Here is an 18226-nt window from a genome sequence, read left to right on the forward strand (position 1 = left end):
GCGTAGCACCGAGGTTTGTCATGCACAGCCACTTCCAGCCCGTCGACCTGACCAAGGCCTATCGCCTGCTCAACCACGGCCCCACCGTGCTGGTCTCGGCCAGCCATGCCGGGGTCGACAATGTGATGGCTGCCGCCTGGGCCTGTGCCCTGGACTTCGACCCGCCCAAGGTGACCGTGGTCCTCGACAAGAGCGCCCGTACCCGCCAGTTGGTGGAGGGCAGTGGCTGGTTCGTGCTGCAGGTGCCCAACGCCGCCCAGGCACGGCTCACCCACCAGGTGGGCAGCCAGAGCCTGTTCGACCAGCCCGACAAGCTGGCGCGTATCGGTGTCGAGCTGGCCCGCGTCGCGGGGTTCGAGGCGCCGCTGGTCAACGGCTGCTCGGCCTGGCTGATGTGCCGGGTGATCGATGAACCGCACAACCAGCAAACCTACGACCTGTTCATCGGCGAAGTGGTCGCGGCCTGGGCCGATGACCGAGTGTTCCGCGACGGGCACTGGGCCTACGAGCATGCCGACCCCGACTGGCGCAGCCTGCATTACGTGGCGGGCGGGCACTTCTATGCCATCGGCGAACCCCTGGTGATCGACCAGGGCGAATGATCCGAGCCGGTCATTCCCCGCAGCAGTGCGGCTTGCCATGGGCGCCTTCATAGCGGTCGTGGTGGCGCACCCAGTCCATCGTCCCGCCCTCGTTGCGCCCCAGTGGGGCCAGGTCGAGGAAGTTGTAGGTATTGACCAGGATGTCCAGCCCGCGGGCGTAGGTGGAGTAGGTGTGATAGACGCTGCCGTCGCGGTCGCGAATGAACGCGCTCAGGCCTGGAAGCTCCGCTTCGTTGCCTGAGTAGGGCGCGTAGTTGTACTCGGCGCTGCCATCGGTGGCCACGCTCACGCCAAAGTCCTGGTTGAAACGGCTGCCGTGGGAGGAGTACCAGGGAAAGCGCCAGCCCATGCGCTGGCGGAACGCCTGGAATTCGCCATAGGGTGCCCGTGATACCGCCACCAGCGACACGTCATGGTGAGCCAGGTGCAGGTTGGCGCCGTCGAAATGGTCGGCGAGGAAGGAGCAGCCCGGGCAGCCTTCGTTCCAGCCATCCGCGAACATGAAGTGGTAGACCAGCAGCTGGCTGCGCCCGGCGAACAGGTCGGCCAGGGCCAGTTCGCCGTCGGGGCCGTGGAAACGGTAGTTTTCCTCGACCCGTACCCAGGGCAGGGCACGGCGGGCGGCGGCGAGTTCGTCGCGCTGGTGGGTGAGGGCTTTTTCATGCAGCCACAGTTGCCGGCGGGCGGCGAGCCATTGGCTGCGGGAGGCCACGGTGTGATTGTTGTCGAGCGTGTTCATGGGGCGCGCTCCGCGCTGGGGGGATTCATTGAGTGGTCGAATGAATCGAGGGCCAATCGACGGTTACCAGGCAGTCGACCGACGAATGGCGAGCATAGCTGCGCCGGAGATTTCTGATATCGTCGCGCCATCATTCACACGGAGCGTGACCATGTCCCTTCTATCCATGCGCTGGCTATCAATACCCTTGTTGGCCCTGTGCCTGGCTGTACCGGTTGCTAACGCTGGAAATACCCCTTGCTCTGGCCGCAAAGGGGGGATCGCCGGTTGTGATGGTGCCACCTTCCTTTGCAACGACGGTTCGATCAGTGCGTCGAAGAAAAATTGCAGCGCCCTATATGGTGAGCGCTCCAGCATCCAACCACTGCGTGCCAGCGACGATGGCTGCGCTTGCGGGAGTGGCAGCTACTGCACCGGGCCCCGTGGCGGTGTGTACTGCCTGACCCCGTCCGGCAACAAAAGCTACAAACGGCGCTAGCTCTGCATGCGCTCAATCAATGCCCACAACCGCGGATCATTGAAGTCGTCGATCACCAGTTGCGCCCCAGCCTTATGCAGGCGCTCGGCCGTCTGCGTGGTAGCCAAGCCCACCGTATAGATCCCGGCATCGCTGGCCGCCTTGACCCCCGGCAACGAATCTTCAAAAGCCAGCGCCTGCCCGGCCTCAGCCTGCAAGCGCTGCAGCCCGGTCAGGTAGGGCAGCGGGTCCGGTTTGGGCCTGGCCAGCTCATCAGCCACCAGCACATGCTCGAAACGTCCATCCAGCCCCATGGCCGCGAGCATGTGCTCGGCATTCAGGCGTGGCGCATTGGTCACTACGCACACGCCCACCGCATGTTGCCGGGCATGGTCGAGCAGGCGCAGCAGGCCGGGCAGGGGGTCGAGGTGCGGTGACAGTTCGCGGAACAGCGCCTCCTTGCGCTCGGCCAGGGCCTGGCGCTGGGCCGCATCGGCCTGAGGGAACAAGTCGGCGAACAGCAAACCGTTGGAGCGGCCGCTGACCTGCAGGTCGAACTGCTCCTGGGTCAGTTCGCGACCATCGTAGTCGTGCAGGAGCTGGCGGAAGGCCTGCAAGTGCAGGGTGTCGGTATCGGTGAGGGTCCCATCGAGGTCGAACAACAAGGCGGTGAGCATCGGGCATCCTGGCGTTGAAGAATCAATTCAGCAGCATCATAGCCAAAGCCGACGACCAAGGGGGCTGTTCAGTGTTCTACAAAAAGAGTACAAGTGTGCTCCATGGACAATCTGACCCCCAAACGCCGCGCCATTCTCGATTTCATTCGTGAGCGCATCACCGAACATGGCCAGCCGCCCTCGCTGGCTGATATCGCCGAGCGCTTCGGTTTTGCCTCACGCAGCGTGGCGCGCAAACACATCACCGCCCTGTGCCAGGGCGGCTTCATCGACGTCACCCCCAACCAGGCGCGCGGTATCCGCCTGGCCGAGCCGCTGCGCCGGCCTGAGATTCTCGAACTGCCGGTGCTCGGCCAGGTCGCCGCAGGCGCACCAATCGGCCCCGATCTCGATATTCACGAGCAGTTGCTGATCGACCCGAGCCTGTTCCGCCGTACCCCCGACTACCTGCTCAAGGTGCGTGGCGACTCGATGGTCGATGACGGCATCTTCGATGGCGACCTGGTCGGCATCCGTCAGCAGGGCGAGGCGCGCGACGGCCAGATCGTGGTCGCCCGGCTCGACGGCGAGGTCACCATCAAGCGCTTGCAGCACACCCGTGACGGTTACCGCTTGTTGCCCCGCAACCCGCACTATCAACCCATCGACGTAGGCCCCGAGCACGAATTCTTCATCGAAGGCGTGTTCTGTGGCTTGCTGAGGCGTGACTGATGGGCGCGGTGGTCGACCTCGACCGGCTGCTCGACCAGCGCCAGGTGTGGCGCGGCCGACAGGCCCAGGCTCGGCCGCTTGGCTTACAGCCCAGCGGGCATGCCGCGCTCGATGCACGGCTGCCAGAAGGCGGCTGGCCGGCGGCGGCATTGAGCGAATTGTTGTTGGCCAGCCCAGGTGTGGGTGAGCTGCAGTTGCTCTGGCCGACGCTGGCACGGTTGAGCGCAGCCAGTGAGCGGGTCGTGCTGGTGGCCCCACCCTTTATTCCCTATGCTCCGGCCTGGCAGGCAGCGGGTGTCGACCTGCGCTGGCTGGTGCAGGTCGACAGCGCGCGCGACGATGCCTTGTGGGCCGCCGAGCAATGCCTGCGCTCGGGCAGCTGCGCGGCGGTGGTTTGCTGGCCGGAGCGCGCCGATGACAAGGCCTTGCGTCGCCTGCAGGTGGCGGCGGAAACCGGCAACGCACTGGCGTTTGCCTGCCGCCCGCAGCAGGCCGCACTCAACCCGTCACCCGCCGCGCTGCGGATCGCCATCGACACCCGTCCGGCCCAGTGGCGGGTGCTCAAGTGCCGGGGTGGCCTGCCCCCCGCCAACCCCATCGCCCGGGGCTGAAGCACCATGCTCTGGGCCTGCATCCTGTTCCCGCAGTTGGCGCTGGACAGCGTCCTGCGCCAACGCGACGACCCTGACACCCCACTGGTGCTGCTGGGCGGGCATGGCCAGCGGCGTGTGCTGCAGGCGGTAAGCCCGGCCGCCGCCAGGCTGGGGTTGCGCGCCGGGCAGCCGCTGACCGCTGCCCGCGCCCTGGCCGATGGATTCACCTGCGTCGAAGTCGAGCCCGCGAGCATCGACAAGTTGCAGCAGCTGCTGGCCGCCTGGGCCTACCGGTTCAGTGCCCAGGTCAGCCTGCATTATCCGCGTGCGCTGCTGCTGGAGGTGGGATCGAGCCTGCAACTGTTCGGGCCCTGGCCCCTGTTAGAGGCGCGCCTGCGTGATGAGCTGGCCGGGTTGGGCCTGCGCCAGCGCATCGTGCTGGCCAGCAACCCGGTGGCGGCGCGGATGCTCGCCAATGCCCACGATGGGCTGGCCGTGAACAGCTCCGACGAGACCCGGGCAGCCTTGCTCGACCTGCCCATCGAACGGGCCGGCCTGCCACCTGAGGCCAGTGTGGCCTTGGCACGCATGGGCCTGCACCGGCTGGGCCAGGTCGTGGCGCTGCCCCGTGATGCCCTGGCCCGACGCTTCAGCAGCCAGGTGCAACTGCACCTGGACCAACTGCTTGGCCTGCGCTCGCTGGGGCTGGCGTTCTACCAACCGCCTGAGCACTTCGAAGCACGGCTGGAGCTGAACTTCGATGTCGAATCGCACCAGGCCCTGTTGTTTCCCTTGCGCCGGCTGCTCAACGACCTGGCGGCGTTCCTCGCCGGGCGTGATTGCGGTGTGCAGCGCTTCGAGCTTTACCTGGAGCACGCCGAGGGCCCGGATACCGTGCTCCAGGTTGGCCTGCTGGCTGCCGAGCGTGATGCTGCAATGCTCTTCGAACTGGCGCGAGGGCGCCTGGAGCCGCTGCGCATTCCGGCGCCGGTACGCAACCTGCGCCTGGTGGCGGCCGATCTGCCGCCGTTCATGCCCCAGCATCAGGCATTGTTCGACCCACGCGCCCAGCAGGCACAACCCTGGGAGCAACTGCGCGAACGCCTGCGTGCACGCCTTGGCGATGAAGCCGTCAAGGGCCTGCGCGCCGAAGCCGATCACCGTCCTGAATGTGCCTGGCAGGGCGTGGAGCAGGGCGCCCAAGGCCAGTTGGTCATGGCACCGGGCAGCCGCCCCGGCTGGCTGCTGCCTGAACCCCAAGCGCTGCCCGAGGCTGGCGTGCAACTGCTGGGGCATGCCGAGCGCATCGAGTCCGGTTGGTGGGACGGTGGCGATGTGCGGCGTGATTACTACCGCATCGAAACCCGCGATGGACTGCACGGCTGGGCCTTCCGCGACCTCGCGGCCCCCGGGCCGCTGTGGTTGCAGGGCTGGTTCGCGTGAACGGCCAGGGCTACGCAGAGCTGCATTGCCTGTCGAACTTCAGCTTTCAGCGCGGTGCCTCCAGTGCCGACGAACTGTTTCGCCGTGCCCGAGAGCAGGGCTACCAGGCCCTGGCGATCACTGACGAGTGCACCTTGGCAGGCATCGTCCGGGCCTGGCAGGCAGCCCGTGAGCATGGCCTCAAGCTGATCGTCGGCAGTGAAGTGCGGCTGGAGCAGGGGCCGAAGCTGGTGCTGCTGGTGCAGGACCTCGGCGGTTACCAGAACCTGTGCGCACTGATCACTCTTGCACGGCGCCGGGCGCCAAAAGGCAGCTACCGGCTGTTGGCCGAGGACCTTGCAGCCCATCATCAGGGTTTGCTGGCGTTGTGGGTGCCTGAGCCCGATGCGCCTGTCAGTGTCGGGCAGCAACTGCATGTGCTGTTCGGTGAACGCCTGTGGTTGGCCGTGCATCTGCATCGCGCAGCCGACGATGGCGCACGCCTGGCCCAGCTGTACGCCTTGAGCGCACAGCTGGCCGTGCCGCTGGTGGCCTGCGGCGATGTGCACATGCACGTGCGCGGGCGTCGCGCGCTGCAGGACTGCATCACCGCGATCCGCGCCCATTGCCCGGTGGCCGAGGCGGGGCGTTACCTGTTCGCCAATGGCGAGCGTCATCTGCGCCCGCTCGATCAACTGCACGAACTCTATCCAGCGCACCTGCTGGCCGAAACCCTGGTTATCGCCGAGCGCTGCAGCTTCGATCTTTCGGCGCTGAAATATCAGTACCCGCGTGAGCTGGTCCCCGAGGCTCACACGCCAGCCAGCTGGCTGCGCCACCTGTGCGAACAGGGCCTGCCCAGGCGTTGGCCCAGCGGGGTCACCGAAAAGGTCCGCGGCCTGCTGGACAAGGAGCTCGGGCTGATCGAGGCGCTGGGCTATGACAGCTACTTCCTCACCGTGCACGACATCGTCGCCTTTGCCCGCAGCCAGCACATCCTCTGCCAGGGCCGCGGTTCGGCGGCCAACTCGGTGGTGTGCTACGTGCTGGGCATCACCGAGCTCGACCCCACGGTGCACCGCCTGTTGTTCGAGCGCTTTCTGTCACGCGAGCGCAACGAGCCACCGGACATCGACGTGGACTTCGAGCACGACCGCCGCGAAGAAGTGATCCAGTACGTGTTTCGCCGCTATGGCCGCCACCGGGCCGCGCTCACCGCAGTGGTCAGCAGTTACCACGCTGCCGGGGCGGTGCGCGATGTGGCACGTGCGCTGGGGTTGCCCGCCGATCAGGTGGACGCCCTGGCCAAGTGTTGCGGGCGCTGGAGCGACCGCATTCCCGATGCCGAACGCCTGGCCGAGGCCGGTTTCGATGCACAGAGCCCCTCGCTGCGGCGCATCCTGGTACTGGCCGGCGAGCTGATCGGCTTCCCTCGGCACCTGTCGCAGCATCCGGGTGGTTTTGTCATTTCCCAGCAGCCCTTGCACGAACTGGTGCCGGTGGAGAACGCGGCGATGGAAGACCGCACGGTGATCCAGTGGGACAAGGACGACCTGGACATGGTCGGCCTGCTCAAGGTCGATGTGCTGGCGCTGGGCATGCTCAGCGCGCTGCGTCGCTGTTTCGACCTGATTGCCCTGCACCGTGGGCGTGAGCTGACCCTGGCCAGCATCCCCGCAGAAGACCCGGCCACCTACGCCATGATCAGCCGTGCCGAAACCATGGGCGTGTTCCAGATCGAGTCGCGGGCGCAGATGGCCATGTTGCCCAGACTCAAACCCACTACCTTCTACGACCTGGTAATCGAAGTGGCGATCGTGCGGCCAGGGCCGATCCAGGGCGATATGGTCCACCCCTACCTGCGCCGCCGACTGGGCGAGGAACCGGTCAGCTACCCCTCGGAAAAACTGCGCGAAGTGTTCGACCGTACCTTGGGCGTACCGCTGTTCCAGGAGCAGGTGATGGAACTGGCCATGGTCGCTGCCGACTACAGCCCCGGCGAGGCCGACCAGCTGCGCCGCAGCATGGCGGCCTGGAAGCGCCACGGCGGCCTTGAGCCCCACCGGGTCCGGCTGATCGAGGGCATGCTGCGCAATGGCTACGAACTGGCTTTTGCCGAGCGCATCTTCGAGCAGATCAAGGGGTTCGGCAGCTATGGTTTTCCCGAGTCGCACGCCGCCAGTTTCGCCCTGCTGTGCTACGCCAGCAGTTGGCTCAAATGCCACGAGCCGGCGATCTTCACCTGTGCCTTGATCAATAGCTGGCCCATGGGTTTCTACAGCCCCGACCAGCTGTTGCAGGAAGCGCGTCGGCAGGGCATCGAGGTGCGCCCGGTGGATGTCGAGCACAGCCAATGGGACTGCACCCTGGAGCCGGTGGGCGAGGGCGCGTTGGCCATCCGCCTGGGGTTGCGGCAGATCCGCGGCTTTGCCGAAGGCGATGCCCGGCGCCTGGACCAGGCCCGGGCACAACGGCCCTGGCGCGATGTCGAGGATCTGTGCCTGCGTGCCGGGCTCGACAGCCGCACCTGTGCCCAGCTTGCCGATGCCGGTGCATTGCGCGCGATGGCCCGCGATCGGCATCAGGCGCGCTGGCAGGTGGCGGCAGTGCAGGCGCAACTACCGCTTTTCGCCCAGGTCGAAGCAGCACCAGAAACGCCGGTCGAGCTGCCCGTACCCAGCGTGGCCGAGGACCTGGTGGCCGATTACGACACCCTCGGCACTACGCTCGGCCCGCATCCGCTGGCCTTGCTGCGACCGCGCCTGCGCGCCTTGGGCTGTCGCAGTTCAGCGCAACTGGCCGACGTCGAGCATGGCGACAGCATTGCCGTGGCCGGCATCGTGGTTGGCCGCCAACGGCCGCAAACGGCCAGCGGCGTTACCTTCGTCACCCTCGAGGACGAGCATGGCATGGTCAATGTGGTGGTCTGGCGAGAGTTGGCCGAACGTCAGCGAAGGGCGCTGGTGGGAGCGCGGTTGCTCAAGGTGAGCGGGCGTTTGGAGCAGGAGAAAGGCGTGCGCCATCTGATCGCCCGGCGGTTGGAAGACATCAGCCCCTTGCTGGAGGGGCTGGATGTGCGCAGTCGCGACTTTCATTGACCGCAATCGCGGGGCAAGTCGCACCGGCGCACCGCCGCTCCCACGTAACCTGCGTGGGAGCGGGCTTGCCCCGCGATGGGCCCTACACCATCGCCAACCGCTGCTTGCGCGTCGGCGCCGCAAACGCTTGGTCAATCGCCTGCAAGTCCGCCTCGGTCAACTCCAGCTCGCCCGCCGCTGCATTCAAGCGCACATGCGCCGGGCTCACCGCCTTGGGAATCGCAATCACCCCTTCGCCACGCGTGACCCATGCCAGGCTCACCTGCGCCGGCGTCGCAGCATGACGCGCCGCAATTTCAACCAGCACCGGGTGATGCAGCAGTCGCCCGGCCTGGGCCAGTGGGCAGTAGGCCATGGTCGGCAGCTGCCGCTGGCGGCTCCAGGGCAGCAGGTCGAACTCGATGCCACGCTCGGCCGGGTTGTACAGCACCTGGTTGGTGGCGCAGGCCGGGTTGTCCAGTTCCTGCAGGTCATCCAGGTCGAAGTTGGACACGCCCCAGCGGCGGATCTTGCCTTGCTCGATCAAGCGCTCGAAGGCCTCGACGGTCTCCTCCAGCGGATACTGTCCGCGCCAATGCAGCAGGTACAGGTCGATGCACTCGGTACCCAGGCGCTTGAGGCTGCGCTCGCACGCCGTCGGTACGCCGCGCCGGCTGGCGTTGTGCGGGTAGACCTTGCTGACCAGGAACACCTGGTCGCGACGCCCGGCGATGGCCTGGCCGACCACCTGCTCGGCACCGCCCTCGGCGTACATCTCGGCGGTATCGATCAGGCTCAGGCCCAGCTCGATGCCCTGCTGCAGGGCCGCCACTTCGGCCGCTTTGCTGCCTGGGTCTTCGCCCATGTACCAGGTGCCCTGGCCAATCGCCGGCACGCGGGTTCCCGCCAGATTCACGTAACGCATGTCACCTCCTGTGGATGGGTATGGGTCAGCAGCACGTCGAGCAGCGCTTCGGCGGCCCGTGACAGTTTGTGGTCGGCCAGGGCGATCACGCCGATGCGCCGCTCCACGGTAGGTTCGACCAGCGGCACGCAGCGTGCGCCGAGCTCTTGCATCTGTCCGATGCACAGCGCCGGCACGGCGCTCACGCCCAGGCCGCTGGCGACCATGCGGCCGATGGTCGACAGCTGGTGGCTCTCGAAGGCCACCGCCAGCTTGCCGTGCCCGGCCACCAGGTGCTGTTCGAGCAGCAGGCGCACTGCCGAGGGCCGTTGCAGGGCGATGAAGTCTTCAGCCAACAGCTCGTGCCAGCGCACCTGGGGCTGGCGGGCGAGGGGCGAGTCGGCGGGCACCACGGCGACGAAACGGTCCATGTACAACGGGTGGAAGCGTAGCGCCTCGCTGCCGTCGGGCTCGAAGCCGATGCCCAGCTCGACGCGGCGGTGGCGCACCAGTTCCAGCACCTGTTCGTTGATCACGTCGTGCACGGTGACGTTCACTTTCGGGTAGCGCTGGCGGAACACTTTCAGCGACTGCGGCAGCAAATTGCCGGCGAAGGAGGGCATGGCCGCCACCGACACCCTGCCCAGCTGCAGGGTGAAGCGCTGGCGCAGCATCTCTTCGGTGTCGTCCCAGTCGGCCAGCAGGCGCCGGGCCAGGGGCAGCAGCACCTCGCCCTCGGGGGTGAGGCTGACGCTGCGGGTGGTGCGGGTGAGCAGGGCGCCGCCGAGGTTGTCCTCCAGCGCCTTGATGGTCAGGCTCAGGGCCGGTTGCGACACATGCAGGTGCTCGCCGGCCTGGGCGAAGCTCTGGTACTTGGCCACGGTGACGAAGGCGCGCAGTTGCTTGACGTTCATGGCGGGCTTGGCCTTTGTTTTGCAAAAGTTATCAATCGATGACGAAAACAAAATTAACAAATCAGTCGACTACAGTGAAGATGACCGCACGGTTCCAACAACTACAAAAGGCGACTGAGCATGGCCGGACTGGACAAGCGTGTAGCAACCTACGAAGAGGCCCTGGCAGGCCTGACCGACAACATGACGGTGCTGGCCGGCGGCTTCGGCCTGTGCGGCATCCCGGAAAACCTGATTGCCCAGATCAAGCGCCTGGGCGTCAAGGGCCTGACCGTGGTCTCCAACAACTGCGGCGTCGATGGCTTCGGCCTGGGCGTACTGCTGGAAGACCGGCAGATCCGCAAGATGATCGCCTCCTACGTGGGCGAGAACGCCGAATTCGAACGCCAGCTGCTCAGCGGCGAACTGGAAGTGGAGCTCACCCCGCAAGGCACCCTGGCCGAGAAAATGCGCGCCGGCGGCGCCGGCATTCCAGCCTTCTATACCGCCACCGGCTACGGCACCCCGGTTGCCGACGGCAAGGAAGTGCGCGAGTTCAAAGGCCGCAAGTACATCCTCGAAGAGTCGATCACCGGCGACTTCGCCATCGTCAAAGGCTGGAAAGCCGACCACTACGGCAACGTGGTGTATCGCAACACCGCGCAGAACTTCAACCCGCTGGCCGCCACCGCCGGCAAGATCACCGTGGTCGAGGTCGAAGAGATCGTCGAGCCCGGCGTGCTGCTGCCCAGCGAGATCCACACCCCGGGCATCTACGTCGACCGGGTCATCGTCGGCACCTTCGAGAAGCGCATCGAAAAGCGCACCGTCAAGGCCTGAGCGCCATCCTCAAGAACAACAAAGAGATCCTGACCATGGCACTGACCCGCGAACAAATGGCCCAACGCGTCGCCCGTGAACTCAAAGACGGCTACTACGTCAACCTCGGTATCGGCATCCCCACCCTGGTGGCCAACTACGTGCCTGCCGACATGGACGTGATGCTGCAGTCGGAAAACGGCCTGCTGGGCATGGGCGAATTCCCCACCGAAGCCACCATCGACGCCGACATGATCAACGCCGGCAAGCAGACCGTCACCGCCCGCCGCGGCGCGTCGATCTTCGACTCGGCGCAATCCTTCGCCATGATCCGTGGCGGCCACGTCGACCTTACCGTGCTCGGCGCCTTCGAAGTGGACGTGGAGGGCAACATCGCCTCGTGGATGATCCCCGGCAAGCTGGTCAAGGGCATGGGCGGCGCCATGGACCTGGTGGCCGGTGCCGACAACATCATCGTCACCATGACCCACGCCTCCAAGGATGGCGAGTCCAAGCTGCTGCCCAAGTGCAGCCTGCCGCTGACCGGCGCCGGTTGCATCCGCAAGGTGCTGACCGACCTGGCCTACCTGGAAATCGAAAACGGTGCCTTCATCCTGCGCGAGACCGCGCCGGGCGTGAGCGTCGAAGAGATCATCGAGAAAACCGCCGGCAAGCTGATCGTGCCGGACGATGTGAAGGAAATGACTTTCTAATCAAGCATCACCCGCCCTGTGGGTGCGGACCCGTGGGAGCGGGCTTGCCCCGCGATGACGTCAGACCAGGTGCCACGATCGCCCGGTCGGGCGCTATCGCGGGGCAAGCCCGCTCCCACGATGCCGCTCCCACAGGGTTTTTGCGTTACTTCAGTGTTGAAAATCAAAAAAAACAAATAAAAGGAAAACCCCGTGGCCGCTGATATCCAAGACAGCCGCTCCGCCCGCTTTGCCCTGCGCTGCTCCAACTGGGCCGAGCGCTGGTTCCCCGACTCCTGGGTGTTCGCCGCCCTGGCCGTGATGCTGGTGTGCCTGGGCGCACTGGTGATGGGCGCCAAACCCACCGACACCGCCAAGGCCTTCGGCGATGGCTTCTGGAGCTTGATCCCGTTCACCATGCAGATGGCCTTCGTGGTCATCGGCGGCTACGTGGTGGCCAGCTCGCCACCCGCCGCGCGGCTGATCGACCGTCTGGCGCGCATCCCGAAAAACGGCCGTTCTGCCGTGTGCTGGGTAGCGCTGATCTCGATGCTCGCCTCATTGCTCAACTGGGGCCTGTCGCTGGTGTTCGGCGGCCTGCTGGTGCGCGCCCTGGCCCGCCGCACCGACTTGAAGATGGACTATCGCGCTGCCGGTGCCGCCGCCTACCTGGGCCTTGGCGCGGTATGGGCGCTGGGCTTGTCGTCGTCGGCCGCGCAGTTGCAAGCCAACCCGGCCAGCCTGCCGCCGTCGATCCTGTCCATCACCGGGGTCATCCCGTTCACCGAAACCATCTTCCTCTGGCAGTCCGGGGTCATGCTGGCGGCGCTGGTGATCGTCTCGCTGGTGATCGCCTATGCAACCGCACCAGGGCCGAACAGCGCTCGCAGTGCGCAAGACTGCGGCGTCGACCCCAGCTTCAGCGCGCCGCCCGCGCCGCAGCGCACGCGCCCGGGCGAGTGGCTGGAGTACAGCCCGATCCTGATCCTGCTGCTGGTGGCCCTGGCCGGCGGCTGGCTGTACCAGGAGTTCGCCACCAAGCCTGCGATCACCGCGATCTCCGGGCTGAACACCTACAACCTGCTGTTCATCATGCTCGGCGCCTTGCTGCACTGGCGCCCGCGCAGCTTCCTCGATGCCGTGGCCCGCGCGGTGCCGACCACCACCGGGGTGCTGATCCAGTTCCCGCTGTACGGTTCGATCGCCGCCATCCTCACCCAGGTCAAGGGTGTCGACGGTGCGACCCTGGCCCACCATATCTCGGTGTTCTTCACCCAGATCGCCACCCATGACACCTACGCGCTGTTGATGGGGGTGTACTCGGCGGTGCTGGGCTTCTTCATCCCGTCCGGCGGTGGCAAGTGGATCATCGAGGCGCCCTACGTGATGCTGGTGGCCAACGACCTGCAGTACCACCTGGGCTGGGCGGTGCAGATCTACAACGCCGCCGAGGCGTTGCCGAACCTGATCAACCCGTTCTACATGCTGCCGTTGCTGGGCGTGCTGGGTCTGAAAGCCCGCGACCTGATCGGCTTCTCGTTCGTGCAGCTGCTGGTGCATGTGCCGCTGGTGCTGGTGCTGCTGTGGGCGCTGGGTACGACCTTGCAGTACGTGCCGCCCGTGATGCCGTGAGGCTCGGGTAGTGTCAGGGAAGGGCGGTCAGGCACCGCCCTTTTTTACGTTTCGATGACATATCGATAATGATTCGCATGCGCGATTCGTTTTCATGTGAATGCCGCTCAGCCGGCAGCCAAGGACTTTCATCGAAACGAACAAGGAGACAGGCAGCGATGTTCGCGCCCATCAGCCGTTCCATGGCCCTTACCCTGGGCCTGTGTGCCACCGCCGTCAGCCCGCTTGCGCAGGCAGAAGAGACCGAGCCGCGGTCGGACGACAACGTGCTGGAACTCGGCACCACCGAGATCCTCGCCCAGGGCCTGGGCAGCACCACCGAGCACAGCGGCTCCTACACCACCGGCAGCATGAGCGCAGCGACGCGCCTGAACCTGTCGATCAAGGACACCCCGCAATCGGTCTCGGTGCTGACCCGTCAGCAGCTCGACGACTTCCAGCTCGACACGCTCTCCGAAGCCATGACCCATGTCACCGGCGTCACCGTGCAGCGCAACGACTCCGAGCGGCCGGCTTATTATTCACGGGGCTATTCGATCAACAACTTCCAGATCGATGGAATGCTCAATACCTTCTCGAGCCTCAAGTCCGACTCGGACACCATCATCTACGACCGTATCGAGGTGGTGCGTGGCGCCACCGGCTTGACCACCGGGGCGGGCGACCCGTCCGGCACCATCGCCATGGTGCGCAAGCGCCCGACCTCGCAGCTGGCGATCAGCACTGGCGCCAGTGCCGGCAGCTACGACAACTACCACGGTTACCTCGATGTCGGCGGCCCGCTGGGCCTGGAAGGGCGCCTGCGCGGGCGCACGGTGCTGGCCTACCGTGACAGCCAGTCGTTCATGGACAAATATGCCAGCCAGCGTGAGGTGGCCTACGGCATCCTCGAGGCCGACCTGACTGACAGCACCGTACTGGCGGTGGGTTACGACTATCAGAACAAGCACGTACAAGGGGCCTCCTGGGGCACCGTGCCGTACTGGAACGCCACCGGCGGCAAGGCCGACCTGCCGCGCTCGACCAACCTGGCCGCGCCCTGGTCGTCGTGGCCGCTGAAAGACCAGACGGTGTTCGCCACCCTCGACCAACGCCTGGCCAACGACTGGCTGCTCAAGCTCGCCTATACCCATCGCGAGTCCGACAGCGATGGCAAGGTGTACTACGGCGGCAACGGTTTCCCCGCCGCCGACCGCAGCGGCATGAAAGCCTGGTATCAGCATTTCAGTGGCGAAGAGCAGATGGACGCCATCGACTTCAACCTGGCAGGCCCTTACCAGCTGTTCGGGCGCAGCCACGACTTCATGGTCGGTTATGGTGAATCCGAGCGGCGCGACACGTCGCCATACTTGATCGGCGGGCCACTGCCCGACGATTACCGGGAGATCCCGGACTGGAAGTACATGAGCAGCATCGCCAAGTTCCAGGATATCGATACCGGGCTCGATGCCTCGCGTAATTCCATCAAACAGAAGGCCGGCTATATCGCCACCCGGCTCAACCCCACCGACCGCCTGCACTTCGTGCTCGGCAGCCGCTATGGCAGCTGGCAGACCGAGAGCCGTGAATGGGCCTACGACGCGGCGCAGAATGGCACCGAACTGACGCCCAGCAAGCAGACCCAGAACGACCAGTGGACGCCGTATGCCGGGGTGCTGTACGACCTCACCGAGCAGTACACCGTCTATGCCAGCTACACCGACATCTTCAACCCGCAATCGGTACGTGACAAAAACCGCCAGTACCTCGAACCCATCGTCGGCAAGGTCTACGAAGTGGGCGTCAAAGGCAGCCTGATGGACGATCGGCTCAACCTCAGCAGTGCGGTGTACCGCAGCAAACAGGACAACGTCGCCGAGCAGGACGATTCGGTACCGCCCAACGGCAACGAGGTGTTCTACAAGTCCGGCGGCAAGGGCAACGTGGTCGAAGGCTTCGAGGCCGAGATTGCCGGCGAGGTGCGCCCCGACTGGCAAATGAGCCTGGGCTACAGCTACACCCACGCGGCCAACGCCGACAAGCAGCGCAAGAACCCCGAGCAACCGCTGAACCTGGTGCGTTTCTCGAGCACCTATAAGCTGACCCCGGCGCTGACCGTGGGCGGCACCCTGGACTGGCAGAGCGATACCCACAAGCAGGCCAACCGGCCCGTGGGGCGGGCGGCGAACGGTTCGATCATCACGGTGCGCGACGAGATCAGCCAGAAGGCCTTCTCGGTGGTGGGGTTGATGGCGCGGTATCAGTTTGACGAGCACCTGTCGGCTTCGCTGAACGTGAAGAACCTGTTCGACGAGCACTACTACAACAACCTGGGTTTCTATAACGGGGTTTATCACGGCGAGCCACGGACGATGATGGTCAGCCTGGACTGGAAGCTCTAGGGCTTTACCTTGCGTGTCATGTTTCTGTTGATGCCATGGTGATCAGGCATGTTGTATTTCCAGCATCGATCGCTTTGACCTTCTACTATTTGCTCACCGAGCAACCGGCCCGCTGGCGGGATTCGGCCATGAAGGAGCTTCGATGAACAAGGTTTCGGCGTGCCTGGGTACTCTGGTCGTGCTGTTGTTGGCGGGCTGCTCCGGCATCCCTTCGCAGCCCTATCAGGAGCCGTCGGGGTTGGTACCCACGGCTCGCATGCGGGTGATCAGCAACTCGGATGTGTTTGGTGACAGCATCACTGGCCGCTGTGCGCCCAGCGTGCGTCACACAATGGCCCAGGCCGGTCACTTCTCGGCGGGTCGCGCACTGGAGAACCACCCACAGTTCCCCTTGGCACCCGCCAAGCTGGGCATGCCGCCGCGCCTTTCGCCACCCTTGCTCAGCCTGACGCCCACCGTGCGCAATGCCGAAGGCCGCGTCGAAGAGGTGGTCGCCGAGTACCGGGTGCCGACTACAGCGCCGTTTCAGCTCGCGACCCTGGGGGCTGGGATGGGCACGTCGCTGGGCAGGGGCATCTACTGCGACGAGCAGGCCCGGGTCTATAACCTCGAGGCGGGGCGCGACTATGAAGTGACCATCGGCATGGGGGCCGTCGGGCAAGGCGAGAACATGCGGCCGGTCTGTCGCTTCGATGTTCGTGTGCTGATGCCGATAGGTCAGGGAGATCAGGTGATGCCGATGCCCGTGACGGGGTTCGCGGCGCCGAGGAAACGCTGTGATTGAGGTGTGAGGGCGGCGTTACACCGAGCCCGCCCCCACGCGTGCTGGAGTCGCGTCAGTTCGGCTTGCGCAAACCATCGAGCAGTGCGCTTAGCTTCGCTCGGCCCGCTTCATCCAACCCGAACACCGGTCGCCGCGGCTCGCCCACCGGCAGCCCGGTCATGCCCAGCCCGGCCTTGATGGTCGCCGGCAAGCCACCCTTGAGGATGAAATCCAGCAACGGCAACTGGCGGTAGAACAGCGCCTGTGCCTGGCCAAGGTCGCCCGCCAGCACCGCCTGGTACAGCTGCTGGTTCAGTGCGGGAATCAGGTTGGCCGCCGCCGTGCACCAGCCTTTGGCACCGGCGACGAACGCCTCCAGCGCCAACGGGTTGCAGCCGTTGTAGAAGGGTACCTGGCCTTCGCCCAGCAGCTGCAGCTTGTGCATGCGCTGGATGTCGCCGGTGCTCTCCTTGACCATGGTGACGTTGTCCACTTCGCGCACGATGCGCAGGATCAGCTCCACCGGCATGTCGGTGCCGCTGGTGGCGGGGTTGTTGTAGAGCATGATCGGGATATCGATGGCCGCGCCGATGGCGCGGTAGTGCTGGAGGATCTCGGCTTCGCTGAGCTTCCAGTACGCCGCCGGCAGCACCATCACCGCATCGGCGCCGTGTTGCTGGGCGAAGCGCGCACGGCGCACGGCACCTGCGGTGGTCAGGTCGGAGACGCTGACGATGCTCGGCACGCGCTTGCCGATGCGCTCCAGGCTGTATTGGGCGACCTGTTGCCATTCGCCGTCGCTCAGGTAGGCGCCTTCGCCGGTGCTGCCCAGCGGGGCGACTACTTGCACGCCGCCGTCGATCAGGCGGTCGATGGATTGGCCCAGGGCGGGCAGGTCGAGCTGCTCGCCTTCGTGGCTGAAGGGGGTGATGGTGTAGCCGATGATGCCGTGAAATTGAGTAGTCATTCTGAAAAGCTCCGCAAGCAAGGCAGGATAAGGTCAGGCGAGGCAATCGGCGTGCTGGCGCAGGGCCTGCCGGGCGTAGTAGTTGAACGCGGCGCCATGGCGCTTGGGCCGGTCGATCCAGTCGTGGGCGTCGCGGCCAAGCTCGGGGGCGATCGGTTTGATGGTTCCGGCGGCCATGGCCAGCAGTTGCAGGCGCGCGGCGCGTTCGATCAGCTGGGCGTAGACACAGGCCTGCTCGATGCTGGCGCCGGTGGACAGTTGGCCATGGTGCGAGAGCAGGATGGCGCGCTTGTCGCCCAGGGCGGCGCTGATGATTTCGCCTTCTTCGTTGCCCACCGGCACGCCGGGCCAGGCTTCGAGGAACGCGCAGTCTTCGTACAGCGGGCACAGGTCCATGTGCGACACCACCAGCGGCACTTCGAGCATCGACAGCGCGGCGACATGGGTGGGGTGGGTGTGGATGATGCAGTTCACATCCGGGCGGGCGCGGTACACCCAGCTGTGGAAGCGGTTGGCCGGGTTGGGCATGCCCTGGCCTTCCAGCACCTCCAGGTCTTCGTTGACCAGCAGCAGGTTGCCGGCGGTGATCTCGTCGAAGCCCAGCCCCAGCTGCTGGGTATAGAAGGTGCCCGGTTGCGGGCCACGGGCGCTGATCTGCCCGGCCAGGCCCGAGTCGTGGCCATGGTCGAACAGAATTCGGCAGGTCAGGGCCAGCTTTTCGCGCACAGTCCACGTATTATCCGCGAGCGAGCCTTGCATCTGCGTCAGAGCCTTTTGCACCAGTTGGTCTTTGCTGTGTGTCAGGGTGTTGGCCATGGGGAGTGATCCTCTGTGGCGTGATGGTGGATGTCTCGGCTGGCCCGCCCCCTTACTTTCGACGGTGGAGGGGCGGTCCAT

The 18226-nt window shown here is 65.6% G+C and carries 17 protein-coding genes; 11 read left to right on the forward strand and 6 right to left on the reverse strand.

Annotated features, from left to right (window positions below):
- Nucleotides 1–20 precede the first annotated feature (20 nt).
- A complete protein-coding gene (locus RTH46_RS17650) occupies nt 21–602 on the forward strand; it encodes a flavin reductase family protein (protein ID WP_153787981.1) in 582 nt (193 codons plus the stop codon).
- A 10-nt stretch (nt 603–612) separates the two neighbouring features.
- On the opposite strand, the gene RTH46_RS17655 is transcribed toward RTH46_RS17650, so the two are convergent.
- Nucleotides 613–1341 carry a DUF899 domain-containing protein gene (locus RTH46_RS17655; RefSeq protein ID WP_153787980.1) on the reverse strand — a complete coding sequence of 243 codons (729 nt, stop codon included), beginning with the start codon at nt 1339–1341 and terminating at the stop codon, nt 613–615.
- Nucleotides 1342–1507: 166 nt separating this feature from the next.
- Here RTH46_RS17655 and RTH46_RS17660 point away from each other — a divergent pair, with 166 nt between their 5' ends.
- Nucleotides 1508–1819 carry a hypothetical protein gene (locus tag RTH46_RS17660; RefSeq protein ID WP_256671387.1) on the forward strand — a complete coding sequence of 104 codons (312 nt, stop codon included), beginning with the start codon at nt 1508–1510 and terminating at the stop codon, nt 1817–1819.
- Here RTH46_RS17660 and RTH46_RS17665 read toward each other — a convergent pair.
- The gene (locus RTH46_RS17665; RefSeq protein WP_153787979.1) at nt 1816–2475 is read right to left on the reverse strand and encodes an HAD family hydrolase; all 660 of its coding nucleotides are present in this window, start codon (nt 2473–2475) and stop codon (nt 1816–1818) included. The two genes, RTH46_RS17660 and RTH46_RS17665, sit on opposite strands and share 4 nt — an antisense overlap.
- A gap of 102 nt (nt 2476–2577) precedes the next feature.
- Between RTH46_RS17665 and lexA the strand changes: the two genes are divergently transcribed.
- Genes lexA through RTH46_RS17685 form a run of 4 tightly spaced genes read left to right on the forward strand, consistent with a single transcriptional unit; the run spans nt 2578 to nt 8299 of the window.
- The gene (lexA, locus tag RTH46_RS17670) at nt 2578–3186 is read left to right on the forward strand and encodes a transcriptional repressor LexA (RefSeq protein ID WP_316906237.1); all 609 of its coding nucleotides are present in this window, start codon (nt 2578–2580) and stop codon (nt 3184–3186) included.
- Nucleotides 3186–3797 carry a translesion DNA synthesis-associated protein ImuA gene (gene imuA / locus RTH46_RS17675; RefSeq protein WP_153787977.1) on the forward strand — a complete coding sequence of 204 codons (612 nt, stop codon included), beginning with the start codon at nt 3186–3188 and terminating at the stop codon, nt 3795–3797. Before lexA ends, imuA begins: the two co-directional genes overlap by 1 nt.
- 6 nt (nt 3798–3803) lie before the next feature.
- Nucleotides 3804–5222 (forward strand): Y-family DNA polymerase, encoded by a 1419-nt coding sequence (locus RTH46_RS17680; protein WP_153787976.1) that lies wholly within the window; start codon nt 3804–3806, stop codon nt 5220–5222.
- Nucleotides 5198–8299: an error-prone DNA polymerase gene (locus RTH46_RS17685; protein WP_316906238.1), complete on the forward strand. Its 3102-nt coding sequence runs from the start codon at nt 5198–5200 to the stop codon at nt 8297–8299. The genes RTH46_RS17680 and RTH46_RS17685 overlap by 25 nt, the downstream gene beginning before the upstream one ends.
- 82 nt (nt 8300–8381) lie before the next feature.
- Here RTH46_RS17685 and RTH46_RS17690 read toward each other — a convergent pair whose 3' ends face one another.
- Both RTH46_RS17690 and RTH46_RS17695 read right to left on the reverse strand, forming a co-directional pair.
- Nucleotides 8382–9203: an aldo/keto reductase gene (locus RTH46_RS17690; protein WP_316906239.1), complete on the reverse strand. Its 822-nt coding sequence runs from the start codon at nt 9201–9203 to the stop codon at nt 8382–8384.
- The gene (locus RTH46_RS17695) at nt 9191–10096 is read right to left on the reverse strand and encodes a LysR family transcriptional regulator (RefSeq protein WP_110995782.1); all 906 of its coding nucleotides are present in this window, start codon (nt 10094–10096) and stop codon (nt 9191–9193) included. The genes RTH46_RS17690 and RTH46_RS17695 overlap by 13 nt, the downstream gene beginning before the upstream one ends.
- A 120-nt stretch (nt 10097–10216) precedes the next feature.
- Between RTH46_RS17695 and RTH46_RS17700 the strand changes: the two genes are divergently transcribed.
- The 5 genes from RTH46_RS17700 (at nt 10217) to RTH46_RS17720 (ending at nt 16383) form a co-directional block, all read left to right on the forward strand.
- Nucleotides 10217–10915 carry a CoA transferase subunit A gene (locus RTH46_RS17700; RefSeq protein WP_125463892.1) on the forward strand — a complete coding sequence of 233 codons (699 nt, stop codon included), beginning with the start codon at nt 10217–10219 and terminating at the stop codon, nt 10913–10915.
- 35 nt (nt 10916–10950) lie between these two features.
- Nucleotides 10951–11607, forward strand: a complete 657-nt coding sequence (locus RTH46_RS17705) for a CoA transferase subunit B (protein WP_125463893.1) — start codon at nt 10951–10953, stop codon at nt 11605–11607.
- Nucleotides 11608–11799: 192 nt separating this feature from the next.
- Complete coding sequence (locus RTH46_RS17710; protein ID WP_153787973.1) at nt 11800–13218, forward strand: short-chain fatty acid transporter; 1419 nt, start codon at nt 11800–11802, stop codon at nt 13216–13218.
- A 158-nt stretch (nt 13219–13376) separates the two neighbouring features.
- Nucleotides 13377–15599: a TonB-dependent siderophore receptor gene (locus tag RTH46_RS17715; RefSeq protein WP_316906240.1), complete on the forward strand. Its 2223-nt coding sequence runs from the start codon at nt 13377–13379 to the stop codon at nt 15597–15599.
- 142 nt (nt 15600–15741) lie between these two features.
- Nucleotides 15742–16383 (forward strand): hypothetical protein, encoded by a 642-nt coding sequence (locus tag RTH46_RS17720; RefSeq protein ID WP_316906241.1) that lies wholly within the window; start codon nt 15742–15744, stop codon nt 16381–16383.
- 52 nt (nt 16384–16435) lie between these two features.
- Here the strand turns inward: RTH46_RS17720 and RTH46_RS17725 are convergent, their stop codons facing one another.
- Together RTH46_RS17725 and RTH46_RS17730 are read right to left on the reverse strand one after the other, a co-directional pair.
- Nucleotides 16436–17329: a dihydrodipicolinate synthase family protein gene (locus RTH46_RS17725; protein ID WP_316906242.1), complete on the reverse strand. Its 894-nt coding sequence runs from the start codon at nt 17327–17329 to the stop codon at nt 16436–16438.
- A 33-nt stretch (nt 17330–17362) separates the two neighbouring features.
- Entirely contained in the window at nt 17363–18145 is a 783-nt protein-coding gene (locus RTH46_RS17730) for an aldolase (RefSeq protein WP_153787969.1), read from the reverse strand.
- Nucleotides 18146–18226: the final 81 nt, after the last annotated feature.

The organism is Pseudomonas sp. zfem004, assembly GCF_032621715.1.
Taxonomy (GTDB): Bacteria; Pseudomonadota; Gammaproteobacteria; order Pseudomonadales; family Pseudomonadaceae; genus Aquipseudomonas; species Aquipseudomonas sichuanensis.